Below are 15,389 nucleotides of genomic sequence, written 5' to 3'. Positions count from 1 at the left end.
GTTTCCTCAGAGTATGCCGGTTAACACGCTGCAAGTTAAGTGATGCTCCTCGGGACACCTCCGCATCGACGGCTACACTGAAAAGGGTGTGGCCGAAGGTGTTAAATTCTATACACTCCAGACATCCATTAAGCTGGGAAAACATCGCAATGTCCAACAACAACAAAGCACAGCGACTGCAGGAGTTCGACTACATCATCATCGGTGCCGGCACCGCCGGTTGCCTGCTGGCCAACCGCCTGAGTGCGGACCCGGCCAACCGGGTACTGCTGATCGAAGCCGGCGGCCGGGACAACTATCACTGGATCCATATTCCCGTGGGTTACCTGTACTGCATCGACAACCCACGTACCGATTGGCGGTTCCGCACTGAGCCGGATCCCGGCCTGAATGGACGCTCGCTGATCTATCCGCGGGGCAAGACCCTGGGCGGTTGCTCCAGCATCAACGGCATGCTCTACATTCGCGGCCAGGCACGAGATTACAATCAATGGGCGGAGATCACCGGCGAAGAAGCCTGGAATTGGGACAATTGCCTGCCCGATTTCATGCGTCACGAGGACCACTACCGCCTCGATGACGGCGGCGATGCCGACCCGGAACACCACAAATACCATGGTCATGGAGGCGAGTGGCGAATTGAGCACCAACGCCTGAAGTGGAAAGTACTGGAAGACTTTGCCACAGCCTGCGTCGAAGCTGGCATTCCCCGAACCCGGGACTTCAACCGGGGCGACAATGAGGGCGTGGATTATTTCGAGGTGAACCAGCGCTCGGGGTGGCGCTGGAATACCTCCAAAGCCTTCCTCCGGGAAGCCGAGAAACGCCCCAACCTCACGCTCTGGCATTCCACCCACGTGCTCGGCCTGGAAACCGAAACCTCCGGTTCCGGGCCTCGCTGTACAGGTGTTCGCGTTGACCGAAGAGGCCACGGCGAAGCCGTTGCCGGGGCAAAACGCGAGGTCATCCTCGCCGCCGGCGCTATCGGCTCACCGCAACTTCTACAGCTTTCAGGCATCGGACCGGCCGACCTTCTGAGAGAACACGGTATTGAGGTGGTCAAAGATCTGCCCGGCGTTGGTGAAAATCTGCAGGACCACCTGCAGATCCGGTCCGTTTACAAGGTGAAGGGTGTCACCACGCTGAACACCATGGTCAACTCACTGATCGGCAAGGCCCGCATCGGGCTGGAATATCTGCTTACCCGCTCCGGCCCCATGAGCATGGCGCCCTCCCAGCTCTGCCTGTTTACCCGCAGCTCCGACGAGTTCGACTACGCCAATATCGAATATCACGTTCAGCCCCTGAGTCTGGACGCCTTCGGCCAGCCGCTGCATGACTTTCCGGCAATCACCGCCAGTGTCTGCAACCTGAACCCCACCAGCCGGGGCACGGTGCGTATTCGCAGTAACGACCCGAAACAGGCTCCGGCCATTGCCCCGAATTACCTGAGCACACCGGAAGATCGGAAAGTGGCCGCAGATTCACTGCGGGTAACCCGCCGCATTTCGGAACAGCCCGCTTTCATGCAATACCAGCCGGAAGAGTTCAAACCCGGTCTTCAGTACCAGACCGATGACGAGCTCACCAAGCTGGCCGGAGATATCGGGACCACCATTTTCCATCCGGTGGGCACCGCCCGTATGGGCCACGCAGACGATGAGCTCGCCGTGGTGGACCCCCACCTGCGGGTGCGGGGAGTGGCAGGACTGCGAGTGGTTGATGCCGCTGTAATGCCCAGCATTACCAGCGGCAACACCAACTCACCCACCCTGATGATTGCGGAAAAAGCCGCCCGCTGGATCCTGGGCGGCGAATAATGTCAGACACTAACCTCTGATCAGGCCGGGTTATGGTCGATCAGTGTGTCCTTGTTGCTTGCGAACTCGTCGAACGGGAAGTCGTCGACTGTCAGCATTTCCAGGACCGTGGTTTCATACTGGCGCATGAAATCAGCTTCTTCCTTGGTAAAGATATCGGCCTTCAGGGCAGCCTCAAAGCGCTCCTCGGGGTGCAGGGCCTCCATTGGCAGCTGTCCCTTGGCGTAGGCCTTCGTAGCCTTGCGATAGAGCTGCTCGGCCTTGTCGTAATCCTTTAGCAGGCCGTTGTAACGGGCGACAGGATTCTCAACTGTCCCTTCACCATTGGTGGTCCAGGTCGGTACCAACAATTTCTCACGGACCGGGCTGTCGGTTGAGATAGCTCTGGCCAGTTTGCGTGCCAGGTCGTCGTGTGGTTTGTCCCAGCGGCGCCCCAGAGGCATGGTAATGCCACGCAGAGCCAGTGCGACCGGACGATTGGGCAGGTTCTGGAGGAACTCGTCCAGGGCGTTTTCCGCACGATATAGCAACAGCGCCATGCTGTATTCCATCAGATCCCGCTCGCCGTCAACAGGCTGGGTCTCGTGCCAGTTCTTGAGCACCATGGACGCCAGATACAGGTTCGACAGTACGTCGCCCAGGCGCGCGGAAATCAGTTCGCGCATTTTCAGCTCGGAGCCCAGAGTGGTCATGGCAGCATCCGCGCAGAGACCGAAGGCGGCACTGAAGCGCGCCACGCCCTGGGCGTATTTGCGGGCGGCGTGGTCGAACGGCACATCTGCCTTGCCGAGTCCCAGCGCCTGAGTAAAGGCGCGTGCCGCGTTGCCAAAGATCAGGCCGGCATGGCCGAAGAAGGCATCATCGAAGGCATCGATGTCGTCGTTGTCCTTGGCCGCCAGCTCTTTAAGCACATAGGGATGGCAGCGGATCGCACCCTGACCAAAGATCATCAGGCTGCGGGTCATGATGTTGGCGCCTTCCACGGTGATGGATACCGCCGCACCACTGAAACCAATGCCCAGGTAGTTACGGGGGCCAAGAGTCACCGTTTTACCGCCATGAACGTCCATGGCGTCGGTGAGCACCGCACGCTGCATTTCGGTCATGTGGTATTTCAGAATGGCTGAAGGCACAGCCGGCTTCTCACCCTTGTCGATCATGTTGGCGGTATGGTTGACCGCCGACTGGGCGATATAGGTTTGCGCTGCTATGCGGGCCAGCGGCTCCTGCACCCCTTCCATATCCGCCACCGGTGTATTGAACTGGCGGCGAATGCGGGTGTAGCCACCTGCCGTACCAGCGGCATAGGCAGCAGCGCCGGCAGCACCGGATGGCAGGGTGATACAGCGGCCAACGGAGAGGCATTCAACCAGCATACGCCAGCCCTGCCCCGCCATTTCCTGACCACCGATGATGTAGTCCAGCGGAATGAACACGTCATTGCCCTTGATCGGACCATTCATGAACGGTGTGCCAATGGGGCAATGACGGCGACCGATTTCCATGCCCTTGGTATTGCGGGGAATCAGCGCACAGGTAATGCCGTAATCCTTGGTATCGCCCAACAGGCCGTCGGGGTCGAACATGCGGAAGGCCAGACCCACCACGGTGGCAACCGGTGCCAGCGTAATCCAGCGCTTCTCGAAGTTCAGGCGCAGGCCCAGTACTTCCTTGCCCTCGAATTCCCCCTTGCAGACGATACCGGTGTCCGGCAATGAGGTGGCATCAGAACCGGCTCGGGGGCCTGTCAGGCCAAAGCAGGGTATTTCGCGGCCATCGGCAAGGCGTGGCAGATAATGGTTTTTCTGTTCATCAGTGCCATATTTGACCAGCAACTCGCCCGGGCCGAGAGAGTTGGGCACACCCACGGTAACCATCAGCATTTCGTTAGCCGCCAGCTTCTGCAGTACGGCCGTCTGGGCCTTCGCGGAGAAGTGCAGACCGCCATACTCCTCGGGAATGATCATGCCGAAGAACTTTTCTTTCTTCAAAAATTCCCACAGCTCTGCCGGCAGGTCAGCACGCTCTACCGCCAGGTCCCAGGCATTGCACATGGAGATTGCCTGGGTACACTGGTGGTCCACGAACGCCTGCTCCTTTTCGGACAGGCCGGTGTTGCGGTTGATCAGCAGGTTGTGCCAATCGGGGCGACCGGTGAACAGATCGCCGTCCCAGCTGACAGTACCCGCTTCCAGGGCAACTTTTTCAGTATCGGAAACCTTGGGGGCAACCTTCTTGAACATGGCGAACGCCCGCGGTGTCAGCCAGCTCTGGCGAAACCCCGGCAGGCCGGCTGCTGCTGTAATCGCTGCGCCAATAAACAGAATCAGCGCCAGCAAACCCGACGCGAAGAACAGCGAAAGCAGGCCTGTCACTACCATCACCCCGATCGCGGGTTTAGCTCCGGATTCCTTACGCATTACAACAAGGAGTCCGGCAACAGCAACAAGAAACAGTATGAAAGTCATCATGGATACTCTCTGTCGTCCGTGGTTTTGAATGTCAAAAACTACAATTCGTTACGTTTAACCTACCTGATCAGATGATTTCTGACCAGCAACTGGTTCACCATCAGGCAGTTACAATCACACGAATACCCTCCAGTGACAGACTGGCATGACCCAGTGCCGTCTCCGCCGCCGCCAGTTGTTCCCGGAAAAACCCGATTTCCTCGTCACGGATGGCCGGATTCACCTTTTTCATGGCCTCAAGGCGACGTATTTCCGGACCAAACGTCTCCCTGACCCGATCCAGGGCCGAGGCGCGCAGAGGCTCCAGATGCGGTTCGGCCAGATTTTCCGCGTGATCCACCATGGTTTCCACCTGGGGGCGGATCTGCGGCACGATGGCCTGGGCGGTGCGCCGCCGGATATTGGAACACATGTCGTTAAGCCTGTCGTGAGGGAGGGTTGCGGACAGATCCCGTCCATTCACATCCACCAGCAAGCGCAAGGGCGAAACCGGCAGATAACGGGACAGCTGCAATGATTCCGGAGCCGGACAGTGCACCGTGTACAGCGCCTCCAGCAGCAGCGTGCCAGGCGGCAGGGCCTTGACCGTCATGCTGGCCAGGGCGGCCTTGCCGAGCCCGGAGCTGGTGACCGATTCCATCACTCCGGTCACCAGCGGATGTTCCCAACTCATGAACGCCATGTCTTCGCGCTCAAGGGCCTGCTGACGGCTCCAGGTCACCGTCATGCCGTCTTCCGGCAGTTCCGTCACATGCCCGGCACGATATTGCTCCCCCGGACGCAGTACATCGGCATGTTCGGAATGGTCTTCCACATCCACACCCAGGATATCGCAGGCCTCGATCATATAGTCCCGAACACTGGCGGATTCTTCTTCGGATTCAATCTGGCTGATCAGCGCCTCGGCCACCTCTGGCCGGCAGGAATTGAGCTCAATCAGGGCATCCCGGCCATTTCGCAGCAGAGTGCGCAGGCGTTCTGCTTCCTTTTGCGTGGCCTCCAGCAGTGCCGGCAATTGGTCAACCTGGCCGTCAATAGTGGCCCGCCATTGCTCAGCGACATGACTATGCACCGCAACGCCCACCGAGCAGCTTTCGTTGAAGGCATTCAGGCCGTCCTCGAACCAGCGATACTGGCTTTCCTGGGCTGTCCCCTGCAGGTAGGGGATATGTATGTCGATGGTTTCAGTCTGGCCAATACGGTCAAGCCGACCGATCCGCTGTTCCAGCAAATCCGGGTTCGCTGGCAGGTCGAACAGAATCAGGTGATGGGCAAACTGGAAATTGCGCCCTTCGCTGCCGATTTCTGAACAGATCAACGCCTGGGCTCCCTGTTCGGAGTCAGAAAAATACGCGGCTGCCCGGTCCCGCTCGATCAGGCTGAGGTGTTCGTGGAAAGCAGCACTGCGAATACCGGCGCGCAGTTGCAGGTAGTGCTCCAGCGCCATGGCGGTCGACGCGTGGGCACAGATCACCACCACCTTGGCCGGTTTCAGCCCGGTCAGGGTCTTTTCCAGCCAGCTAACGCGAGGATCTTCAGCCAGCCATTGCTCTTCGTCCACTGCCGTTTCCGGGGTCAATCCGGCTGCACCATGGTAAATTCCAGGGTCCTGATAAAGCTCTGGGCAAGGCAAAGCAACCGGCAGCGGATGGCGTTCCGGAAAACCCTTGATTGCCGCACGGGTGTTGCGGAACAGCACACGACCGGTGCCATGACGATCCAACAGTGCGTCAATAACAGCCTGCTCTGGTTGGCGAGCAGACATCAATGCGTCGAGTTCATCGCCCAGCCAGCCCCTGAGGGCATCATGATCGTCGCTGGAAAGGGCCGTTACTCCCTGTTCACCAATGTGTGCCACCACCCGGTTGATGACTTCGAAGTGCTTTTCTTCTTCCTCGAACGCCTTCAGGTCGTGAAAGCGCGCAGGATCGAGTAATCGCAGGCGGGCAAAATGGCTGGCAACACCTACCTGCTCCGGCGTCGCCGTTAGCAACAACAACCCGTTGCTGGCAGCAGAAAGCTGCTCAACCAATCGGTACTCCGGACCGGCCGCTTCCGGGCTCCAGGCCAAGTGATGGGCTTCATCCACGACCATCAGGTCCCATCCGGCGGCAATGGCATCCGCCTGTGCCTGCTCGCTGGACATCAGGAAATCCAGGCTGCACAGCGCCAGCTGCTCGCTTTCAAACGGATTTTCATCAGCGTCGGCCAGGTCGTCGTCCTCTTCCGGAAGCTCGGCGAGGTCATCCATGGCCTCGTAACGCCCCTGGTCGATGATCGAGAACCGCAGGTTAAACCGCCGCAGCATTTCCACCAACCACTGGTGAATCAGCGAGTCGGGCACCACGATCAGCACCCGGTGGGCGCGGCTGGTGTGTAGCTGGTAATGGAGAATCAGGCCGGCTTCAATGGTTTTGCCCAGCCCGACTTCGTCCGCCAGCAGAACCCGGGGGGCGTAGCGTGTGGCTACTTCGTGGGCAATATAGATCTGGTGCGGCAGGTGCTGAGTGCGCGCGCCAATAAGCCCCTGTGCAGACGATGCCCGCAACCGGTCCTGATGCTGCGCCGTCGCCATGCGCAGGCGAAACGCGCCGTTGCGATCAAACTGGCCGGCAAACAGGCGCTGATGGGGTGCGGAGAAATCCACCGAACTGCTGAGCTTCACCTCGGAAATCTCGGTCAGATTCTCACCACCATCGTCTGCGTGATACATCAGCACACCACCGATGTCTTCAACCGCCCGGACGGTATAGCGGCCGCCATCAAAGGTCTCAATATCCTCGCCAATCTGATAGATGATTCTCGATAGCGGGGCATTGTCGATGGCGTAGGTGCGCTCCTCGTCTGCTGCAGGGAAGCCCAGCGTCACCCTGCGGCCCGAGATATCGGTGACAATCCCAAGGCCCAGCGAAGTATCACTGTGACTGACCCAACGCTGGCCGATTACAAATTCCGATGTATCCAAGAAACCTCCGACAGATTTAACTCACAGTTACGGCTTTATACGTCTTCGTTCGCTGGTCCGTTTTCACGCACCCAATAGGCGGTAGCGCCGCATACCGCTGCAGGCACGACCACCAGATTCAGTACCGGAACCATGGCTGCCAGTGCCACCGGCAGCCCGAACCCCAGAGCTGACAAGCGGGTATCACCGAGCAGGCCTCGCAAGGCGCGGAAGCTGACGCGATGGTTGTCCGCCGGATAATCCACGTATTGCAGAGCCATCATCCAGCAATTGAAGACGAACCACAGCACCGCCGCCACCAGGTTCACGACCGGGATAATACCAATGATAAAAAGGCCAATAGCCCTTGGCAGGTAGTAGATGATTTTTTGAACTTCGCGCCAGAGCGCGCGGGGAATGTCCCGTATAATCAGGCTCCAGCTATCATCGGTATTAACCTCCTGACCGGTCAGGTGTTTTTCAGTCAATTCCGCCAGATAGCCATAGAAGGGGGACCCGATCAGGTTCGCTACAATCACGAACCCATAAGCCAGCATTAACAGAATAACAGCACCGTAGAGAATCCAGAACAGCCAGTCGAGGCTCTGCAGCCAGGCCCATTCCGGCAACCATCCCATGGCCGCAGCGATCATTGCAGAGAAGATTTCGGCGAGAAAATAAAACAGGAGGCCGAACAACAAAATATTGATAACGAGAGGGATCACAACGAACAGTCTCAGCCCCGGCTGCCGAATAAGCCGGAATCCCTCTCCCAGATATCCCAGGCCGCGGAAAAAGTTACCTTTCAACATACCTCGCAGCACCTCAGCCTCAATGACAGTGACGGGGCGCAAAGCATATCATGTTGCAAACTCCACCACAGCCCGACGGTGTACATGGCATTTCCGACACAGCGCATCCGCTTTCTGCTTGATCATCAGCCATTCTGGAGGGTAATGCTGGTCCTTTCCGCAGTAGCCATCATGTATTTGGCAACCACCAGCGAACCCTACCCGATCCCTTCCTCAGACAACGACAAGCTGAATCACGTGCTGGCTTTCTTACAGCTGACTATTGTCACCCGCCTGGCCTGGCCCGGCTTAAGCCGGCTCTGGATTGCTCCGGGGCTCCTCGCATTCGGTGTGGCCATTGAAATCGTGCAGGCCCAGCTACCCTATCGCACCTTCGCGGGGGCCGACATCCTGGCTGATGCCGCAGGTATTGCTATTGGACTTCTCCCGTTCCCGGATTTCATCAGGCAACGAGTAGTGAAATCAGACAAGAAAACAGATGTGCGAGATACGCCCGAACGTTTGTGAGATATCTCTTACAAGAACGTAGGATTTCGCTGCAGCGTTTCGTACGTTTACCGAACAAAGTCCGCGTAGGAAATATCAAATAATTGATATTTATGCATTTATTGAATCATTACGGGAACCTTGCCTCCCCATGCCTGCATAATTCACACGTTTGTAAAATTTGGATTGGTATAGTGGCTCCATCAAGGATGAAAGGGAAAAGGACGACGCACTGGATGCACCCCGGCAATTGGATGCAGGGAGAGGCAAGGACAGACGGATGCTTCGCTTAAGGGATATCTAATCGGATCGCCGGCTCGGACGCTGGCCCCAGGGACTGGTAAGGGAATAAGGCAGCAGGATGGCTGCCAACTGCGCAAGGATGCGATACCTGTTCCGAAAGAGGGTAGCCGACAGGCTGCCCTTTTTTTTGCGTTGATTTATCCGGCCACCTGCTCTTCTGCCCGATAAATCCGTACGCGATTAAACTCATCAAACTCATTCAGGTCCGGCCAGGTGCGAGCCTCGATGACCGCTTGCTGCCGATACTGATCATCTCCCAGATTCTTCATCCGTGAATCAGCCAGCAACACCCGCGGCGCGGCCAGCCTGAAAACGGACAGCAAAGGGCGGTTTTCAGGGTCGTACAGCACATCTGCCGCCGTCACCACTCCCACATCCTCTGGCCGCGCATTCCAGTCATCACACAGGGACAACTTCACGCCATTGAGCCTGGCATTCGCCGCCGCAGCATCCAGTGCCGCCGGGTCAATGTCACAGGCAATGGCTTCCCGAGCCCCGGCCCTGGCCGCAGCAATCGCAACAATGCCCGACCCGGAACCAAAATCCAGCACTGTCTCGCCCCTCACCAGCTCAGGGTTAGCCAGAATATACGCCGCAAGTACCTGGCCACTGGCCCAACAGAACGACCAATAAGCAGGCTCAGCTACCACCGCCTGGGCTTCGTCGTGGCTGATCGGGCCTTCGAGAACGCCAGGGTCGAACAGGTACAGGGTAAGATCAGGGCAGCCGGCGGGGGCAGTAGCTGCAACCCGCCCACGGCTCAGCGTCTTCGCAAGGTGCTGGTTCAGAACATCGGGGGTCATGGCTACTCCAAAGCACTGGCTTGACAAGCAGGTGCATTGTACCGGCAGCCAGGGCAGCCCACACCCGCAGGCGAGCAAAAAACCGGCATGTCCGTTATACTGCGGCCTCATTTTCAGCTCGAACCGAACCCTGTCATGCCGTCCAGACCCGATACCAGCGACTACCTTGCCCTATTTCTCAATGACGTGCCGTTGATGGACGTGCGGGCTCCCGTCGAGTTCAGCAAAGGCAGCTTCCCGGGAGCCATCAATGCGCCATTGATGAACGACGAAGAACGCCACCGGGTGGGTATCTGTTACAAGGAAAAAGGCCAGGATGAAGCCATCAAACTCGGCCATCAACTGGTTTCGGGCGATATCAAGGCTCAGCGCATTGAGGCCTGGCGGCGATTCACCGCAGAGCACCCGACTGGTTACCTGTTCTGCTTTCGCGGTGGTCTGCGCTCGCGGTTGAGCCAGCAGTGGATCCGTGAGGCCGGCATTGACTACCCACTGGTCAGCGGCGGCTACAAGGCCATGCGCCGCTTCCTCATCGACAGCCTGGAGGCACTGATTGAGTCTTCGGAGTTTGTCATCCTCAGCGGCCGCACCGGCACCGGCAAAACCCGTGTTCTGCAACAGCTGACCAACCCGGTAGACCTTGAGGGCCTGGCCAATCACCGGGGCTCGAGCTTTGGGCGTCAGGTCACTCCCCAGCCCTCCCAGATCGATTTCGAAAACCGCCTCGCTGTTGCCATGCTCAAGGCACATCATCATATCGGTGGGCCGGTTTACCTGGAAGATGAAAGCAGGCTGGTCGGCCGCTGCGCTTTACCGCAAAGCCTGCGCGACCGAATGGCAACGGCTCCCGTGATGGTGCTTGATCAGCCTCTTGATGAACGAATCCGGATTATCCGCGAGGACTACGTCGACCAGATGACCGCAGACTATGCTGCACGGGACGGCGAGGAGGCCGGCTGGCTCAATTTCCGCGACTACCTTCTCAGTGCTCTGGACAGAATCCGTAAACGTCTGGGTGATGAGCGCCATAGCCAATTGCGGAAACTGATGGAAACAGCCCTCGACAACCAGTACCGGACAGGAGACGTACACGGTCACCATGAGTGGATTCGCGCGCTGCTGGAGAATTACTACGACCCTATGTACGACTACCAGCTGAACCAGAAAGAAGGCCGCATCGTTGTGCAGGGTGGGCCAGAGTGTATTATCGAGTGGGCCAGGCGCAAATAAGCCTCGTATGCCACAATCTGGCAACTAATACCAAAAAAGGAGTCAATGAATGGAAGATCTTCTGGGATCGAATATAAACGCCACGGAGTTGTGGGATGAAGCCCTGGCACTGATCATGGCCTACGCTCCGAAATTCCTGCTGGCCATCGTTACACTGGTGATCGGTCTCTGGCTCATTAACCGGTTCGTTGGGGTTCTTGACAAGAAGCTCGGCGCAAAAGATCCGACCCTGAACAAGTTTCTTTGTGGCCTGTTAAACATCATTTTCAAGGTCATGCTGCTGATCTCGGTCGCCTCGATGATCGGTATCGCGACCACCTCATTCATCGCGGTGATCGGTGCCGCCGGCCTGGCCATCGGTCTGGCGCTTCAGGGCAGCCTTGGCAATTTTGCCGGGGGCGTGCTGATACTGATTTTCAAACCCTTCAAGGTGGGTGACACCATCGAGGCCCAGGGATTCCTGGGTGCCGTTGCGGAGATCCAGATTCTCTATACCGTGGTGAATACCTTCGACAACCGTCGCGTCGTCATTCCCAATGGTAGCCTGTCCAACGACACCCTGGTGAACGTCAGTATCTACGACAAGCGCCGTTGTGACATGACCTTCGGCATTCACTACGACGACGATATCGACAAGGCCCTGGCCATTCTCCAGCGCCTGTTTGATGAGGACGAGCGTTCCCTGAAGGACCCGGAGCCACGGATCTGTGTTGGCAGCCTTGGGGACAATTCGGTCAATCTGATGTTCCGCCCCTGGGTGGCAACCGACGACCTCTGGCCGTACTACTGGGACATGCATAAAAAAGTAAAAACGGCATTCGATGCCGAGGGCATCACCATCCCCTTCCCTCAGCGGGATGTGCATGTCTACAAAACCGAGTGATCAGTATCTCAACAACACATTTCTTAACTCGCATTCTGTGCAACCTCAACTAAGCTGACCAGTAATGATGGGGCGCCGGCAACCGCGGCGCCCCATCAGGCCACCGGAACCGCTCTGGCAGAAGCTGCCGGTTCCAGTACCGCTGTCATTACTGGTAGGAGGTTGTCACTATGCCGGTACAGCAGTTGAAGGAACACCTCGAAGCTGCAGGCGTGGAATACATGTGCCTGTCCCACCCCCCTGCCTTTACTGCCCAGGAACTCGCTCACCACGTCAAGATCGCCGGTGACCGGGTGGTAAAAACCGTCATCATCGAACTGGATGGCAAAATGGCCATGTTGGTCATGCCTGCCACCTGGCGCATTCGCTGGGACCGGTTGAGCCAAATTCTCGATACCGACTTTATTGACCTGGCGGACGAACAGGAATTTCAGGATCGCTTCCCGGAATGCGAAGTGGGCGCCATGCCACCGTTCGGCAACCTCTTTGACATGTCGGTGTACTGCGCCGAAGCACTGACCCGGCAGCCGGAACTGGCGTTTGCCGCTGGCAGCCATACCGAATCCATCCACATGAAAACCGAAGATTTCCTGAACCTGGTTCACCCCATGGTGCTAGAGCAGGGATTCGTAAAACCGGGGGCGCAAAAGCCCGCCTGGCTCAAGGGCCGTACACGCAGGGCAGAGTCGCTGACAGACAGCCACATTGCCAACCTGGCAGGTTACTGACAGCGGCAACTGGCACTGGCCTGCTGCGGGCCGCTTGTCTGAACGCGCCTATCGCGTAAACTGGGCGAATCAGACAGGATCCCGTTATGACCCAAGCCTTTGATGTTGTTATTGTTGGTGCCGGCATGGTCGGCGCTGCCCTCGCTGCCGGCCTGGGCCGCAGTGGCTTTCGCGTTGGCCTTGTAGATCAGGGGGGCGCGCCCTCCTTCGATGCAGCGCAACCTCCCGATATCCGGGTATCAGCCCTCAGTGCGGGCAGTGAGCGTTACCTTACCGAGCTTGGTGCCTGGCAGGAAATTCTGGCCATGCGCGCCACCCCCTACACCCGCCTGGCAGTATGGGACGAAACAGACCACCCATTGAGTAGCCTGCTGCCCCACAAAATCGCCGAAGTGGTTTTTGACGCCCATAATCTGTCCGCCAGCCACCTTGGCCACATCGTGGAAAACCAGGTCACCCAGCTGGCACTCTGGAACTGTGCATCGGCACAATCCACGGTGACACAGTTTACAGGCCATGCCGTAACCAGCCTGACCAACAACGAAGACAAAGCCACTGTCACACTGAATGATGGCACGGAACTGACCGGCGAACTGGTGGTAGGCGCGGATGGCGCCAACTCCGGCATCCGCAGCATGGCCGGCATCGGCGTCACCCGCGATCAATATCAGCAACAGGCGATGGTTATCTCCGTGCGCTACCAGGGCCCGGTTCAGGACATTACCTGGCAGGGCTTCTATCCCAGTGGCCCCCGGGCCTTCCTGCCACTGTATTCCGCCGGCAACAACGAGAGCTGGGCTTCGCTGGTATGGTACGACTCGCCGGAACAACTGGCGCGCCTGAAATCACTCGATAACAGTGTGCTGATGGCGGAAATACAGAACGCATTTCCATCGGACCTGCCCCTGCTGACTCACATTGACGCGAAAGCCAGCTTCCCCATAGCCCGCCAGCATGCCAGGCACTATGTAAACAACCGTGTAGTACTGGTGGGCGACGCTGCCCACACCATCAACCCACTGGCCGGCCAGGGCGTGAACCTGGGCTTTCAGGATGCCCGCTGCCTGCAGTCTGTCCTCCGCGAGGCCAGACGCGCCGGCAGTGACCTGGCCAATCCCGGCCGGCTGGCAGAATACGAACGCCACCGCCGTCCGGCTAATCGTCGCATGATGCTGGCCATGGACCTGTTCTACCACCTGTTCAGCAACCGCACGCCACCCTTGCACCTGCTCCGCAACCTGGGCCTGGGCGCAGCGAAGGCCATGCCATTTGCCAGAAACCGGGTGGCCAAATACGCTATGGGTATCGACGACGAACTACCCCCGGTCATCCGCCAACTGGCGGAGCGGTTACCGGGGCTCAAGCAACTTTAATAAGGGACCACTATGGCGGAAACTATTTTCACCAAGATCATCAATCGCGAAATTCCCGCGGATATCGTCTATGAAGACGACATCAGCCTCGCCTTCAAGGACATCAACCCGCAGGCGCCGGTGCACCTGCTGATCATCCCGAAAAAAGAAATCGCAACCATCAACGATATCCAGGAAGGCGACCGCGAACTGGTGGGCCACCTGTACTGGGTTGCCGCCAAGATGGCGAAGGAGATGGGTTTTGCGGACGATGGCTATCGAACAGTCATGAACTGCGGCGAAAACTCGGGGCAGACGGTCTTCCATATCCACCTGCACCTACTGGCCGGAAAGCCCATGGGCTGGCCGCCGTATACCGACAAGATGAAGCAGGCCTGAGGCTTTTTTAACCTCGGGGGTGGCAATCGGGCCGACAAACCTGTTTGGGACACGCTCGAGGCATCCATGCGCGCTTAACTTTGGCCATCCATGGCCAAAGATAGATCCCAAACAGGTTTGTCGGCCCGCTTGCTGATACTTGGGTGCCAAAACCTCACGGACAATGAATGGCTTTTCAGTCGTCAGCCTTGAGGCTGGCTAATAGCCGGACTGGCCCGGTGGTCGGTATGGCCTTCCGGGATCTATCTGTAAGGTTTGTGAAGCGGGGCCGGGGGCACTGTTCAGGAACGTGGAGCGCCGGGGATGGCGCGACCGAGCCCTACAGGGAGGTATTCACAGGCGTTTCCTGAACAGTGCTCCCGGGCCTGCCTAGGCACCTAAACCAGCAGGCTACAGAGGCAAGAACAGAGTCAGCGGCCGACGACCCGCTCAGTCTCATCCATGGGCGTGTGACGAACATCTTCGCCTTCAACAAGATAAATCACATGCTCGGCGATGTTACAGGCGTGGTCACCGACTCTTTCCAGAGCTCTCAATACCCACATAATGGAAAGACAGCTGGTGATACTTCTCGGGTCCTCCATCATATAGGTCACAAGTGAGCGAGTCGCCGCCTTGTATTCTTCATCGACGCGCTTGTCCTCTTTGATAATACGCAGTGCCATTTCGGTATCGAAACGCGCAAAGGCATCAAGAGAGTCTCGTACCATCGCAACAACGTGTTGGGCAATATGCCGTGCTTCAACATATCCCCGCGGTGCCGCAACGAAATTGCCGTTCTCATCAAACATGGATAGTGCGAACTTGGCAATCTTCTTGGCCTCATCACCAATACGCTCTAGGTCTGCCACCATCTTTACGACTGAAATAACCAGGCGCAGATCGCTGGCCGTTGGCTGACGCTTCACCATGACCCGATTGGCTTCTTCATCGATCAGCAATTCAAGTTGATCAACTTCCTTATCCTTGATTCGGGTGGCTTCCGCCAATTCGTAATCGTGGTTTTCAAGGGCCTCCATGGCTTTGACAATCTGATCTTCGACCATACCACCCATTTTCAGGAAATCGTCGCGAAGCTGGCTCAGCTCAGTGTTGAACTGCTGTGATATGTGGTGTAAATGGCTTTCATGGCTCGTGGACATAATAATTCTCCGGTTC

At 57.8% G+C, this 15,389-nt stretch carries 12 protein-coding genes; 7 read left to right on the top strand and 5 right to left on the bottom strand.

Annotated elements, in window-relative coordinates:
- The first annotated feature begins 149 nt into the window (after nucleotides 1–149).
- Nucleotides 150–1,820, top strand: a complete 1,671-nt coding sequence (locus M8010_RS03825; protein ID WP_250088941.1) for a GMC family oxidoreductase — start codon at nucleotides 150–152, stop codon at nucleotides 1,818–1,820.
- A gap of 20 nt (nucleotides 1,821–1,840) precedes the next feature.
- Here the strand turns inward: M8010_RS03825 and M8010_RS03820 are convergent, their stop codons facing one another.
- From M8010_RS03820 to cysZ, 3 genes are all read right to left on the bottom strand, one after another.
- Nucleotides 1,841–4,288, bottom strand: coding sequence for an acyl-CoA dehydrogenase (locus M8010_RS03820; RefSeq protein WP_250090111.1), 2,448 nt, complete (start codon nucleotides 4,286–4,288; stop codon nucleotides 1,841–1,843).
- Nucleotides 4,289–4,391: 103 nt separating this feature from the next.
- The gene (rapA, locus tag M8010_RS03815; protein ID WP_250088939.1) at nucleotides 4,392–7,256 is read right to left on the bottom strand and encodes an RNA polymerase-associated protein RapA; all 2,865 of its coding nucleotides are present in this window, start codon (nucleotides 7,254–7,256) and stop codon (nucleotides 4,392–4,394) included.
- A 35-nt stretch (nucleotides 7,257–7,291) separates the two neighbouring features.
- Nucleotides 7,292–8,047 (bottom strand): sulfate transporter CysZ, encoded by a 756-nt coding sequence (gene cysZ, locus M8010_RS03810; RefSeq protein ID WP_250088936.1) that lies wholly within the window; start codon nucleotides 8,045–8,047, stop codon nucleotides 7,292–7,294.
- A gap of 84 nt (nucleotides 8,048–8,131) precedes the next feature.
- On the opposite strand from cysZ, the gene M8010_RS03805 reads away from it, so the two are divergent.
- Nucleotides 8,132–8,554 (top strand): VanZ family protein, encoded by a 423-nt coding sequence (locus M8010_RS03805; protein ID WP_250088934.1) that lies wholly within the window; start codon nucleotides 8,132–8,134, stop codon nucleotides 8,552–8,554.
- 419 nt (nucleotides 8,555–8,973) lie between these two features.
- Here the strand turns inward: M8010_RS03805 and M8010_RS03800 are convergent, their stop codons facing one another.
- A complete protein-coding gene (locus tag M8010_RS03800) occupies nucleotides 8,974–9,639 on the bottom strand; it encodes a class I SAM-dependent methyltransferase (RefSeq protein WP_250088933.1) in 666 nt (221 codons plus the stop codon).
- Between the two features lie 135 nt (nucleotides 9,640–9,774).
- Between M8010_RS03800 and mnmH the strand changes: the two genes are divergently transcribed.
- The 5 genes from mnmH to M8010_RS03775 all read left to right on the top strand — a co-directional run bounded on the left by mnmH (nucleotide 9,775) and on the right by M8010_RS03775 (nucleotide 14,231).
- On the top strand, nucleotides 9,775–10,869 hold the full coding sequence (gene mnmH, locus M8010_RS03795; RefSeq protein WP_250088926.1) for a tRNA 2-selenouridine(34) synthase MnmH: 1,095 nt from the start codon (nucleotides 9,775–9,777) through the stop codon (nucleotides 10,867–10,869).
- A gap of 49 nt (nucleotides 10,870–10,918) precedes the next feature.
- Entirely contained in the window at nucleotides 10,919–11,752 is an 834-nt protein-coding gene (locus M8010_RS03790) for a mechanosensitive ion channel family protein (RefSeq protein ID WP_250088925.1), read from the top strand.
- Between the two features lie 170 nt (nucleotides 11,753–11,922).
- Nucleotides 11,923–12,480, top strand: a complete 558-nt coding sequence (locus M8010_RS03785; protein WP_250088922.1) for an aminoacyl-tRNA deacylase — start codon at nucleotides 11,923–11,925, stop codon at nucleotides 12,478–12,480.
- An 86-nt stretch (nucleotides 12,481–12,566) separates the two neighbouring features.
- Entirely contained in the window at nucleotides 12,567–13,853 is a 1,287-nt protein-coding gene (locus M8010_RS03780; protein WP_250088915.1) for an FAD-dependent monooxygenase, read from the top strand.
- Between the two features lie 12 nt (nucleotides 13,854–13,865).
- The gene (locus M8010_RS03775) at nucleotides 13,866–14,231 is read left to right on the top strand and encodes a histidine triad nucleotide-binding protein (RefSeq protein WP_250088914.1); all 366 of its coding nucleotides are present in this window, start codon (nucleotides 13,866–13,868) and stop codon (nucleotides 14,229–14,231) included.
- 410 nt (nucleotides 14,232–14,641) lie between these two features.
- On the opposite strand, the gene phoU is transcribed toward M8010_RS03775, so the two are convergent.
- The gene (gene phoU / locus M8010_RS03770; protein ID WP_250088912.1) at nucleotides 14,642–15,373 is read right to left on the bottom strand and encodes a phosphate signaling complex protein PhoU; all 732 of its coding nucleotides are present in this window, start codon (nucleotides 15,371–15,373) and stop codon (nucleotides 14,642–14,644) included.
- Nucleotides 15,374–15,389 lie beyond the last annotated feature (16 nt).

Origin of the sequence: Marinobacter sp. ATCH36 (genome assembly GCF_023555055.1) — a bacterium.
Lineage (GTDB): Bacteria > Pseudomonadota > Gammaproteobacteria > Pseudomonadales > Oleiphilaceae > Marinobacter.
This window is presented reverse-complemented; position numbering and strand designations above follow the sequence as displayed.

Excerpts from the sequence above, each read along its gene's own strand:
- M8010_RS03825 (WP_250088941.1), top strand. The coding sequence starts at position 150 with ATGTCCAACAACAACAAAGCACAGCGACTGCAGGAGTTCGACTACATC.
- M8010_RS03820 (WP_250090111.1), bottom strand. The coding sequence starts at position 4,288 with ATGACTTTCATACTGTTTCTTGTTGCTGTTGCCGGACTCCTTGTTGTA.
- cysZ (WP_250088936.1), bottom strand. The coding sequence starts at position 8,047 with ATGTTGAAAGGTAACTTTTTCCGCGGCCTGGGATATCTGGGAGAGGGA.
- M8010_RS03805 (WP_250088934.1), top strand. The coding sequence starts at position 8,132 with ATGGCATTTCCGACACAGCGCATCCGCTTTCTGCTTGATCATCAGCCA.
- M8010_RS03800 (WP_250088933.1), bottom strand. The coding sequence starts at position 9,639 with ATGACCCCCGATGTTCTGAACCAGCACCTTGCGAAGACGCTGAGCCGT.
- mnmH (WP_250088926.1), top strand. The coding sequence starts at position 9,775 with ATGCCGTCCAGACCCGATACCAGCGACTACCTTGCCCTATTTCTCAAT.
- M8010_RS03790 (WP_250088925.1), top strand. The coding sequence starts at position 10,919 with ATGGAAGATCTTCTGGGATCGAATATAAACGCCACGGAGTTGTGGGAT.
- M8010_RS03785 (WP_250088922.1), top strand. The coding sequence starts at position 11,923 with ATGCCGGTACAGCAGTTGAAGGAACACCTCGAAGCTGCAGGCGTGGAA.
- M8010_RS03780 (WP_250088915.1), top strand. The coding sequence starts at position 12,567 with ATGACCCAAGCCTTTGATGTTGTTATTGTTGGTGCCGGCATGGTCGGC.
- M8010_RS03775 (WP_250088914.1), top strand. The coding sequence starts at position 13,866 with ATGGCGGAAACTATTTTCACCAAGATCATCAATCGCGAAATTCCCGCG.
- phoU (WP_250088912.1), bottom strand. The coding sequence starts at position 15,373 with ATGTCCACGAGCCATGAAAGCCATTTACACCACATATCACAGCAGTTC.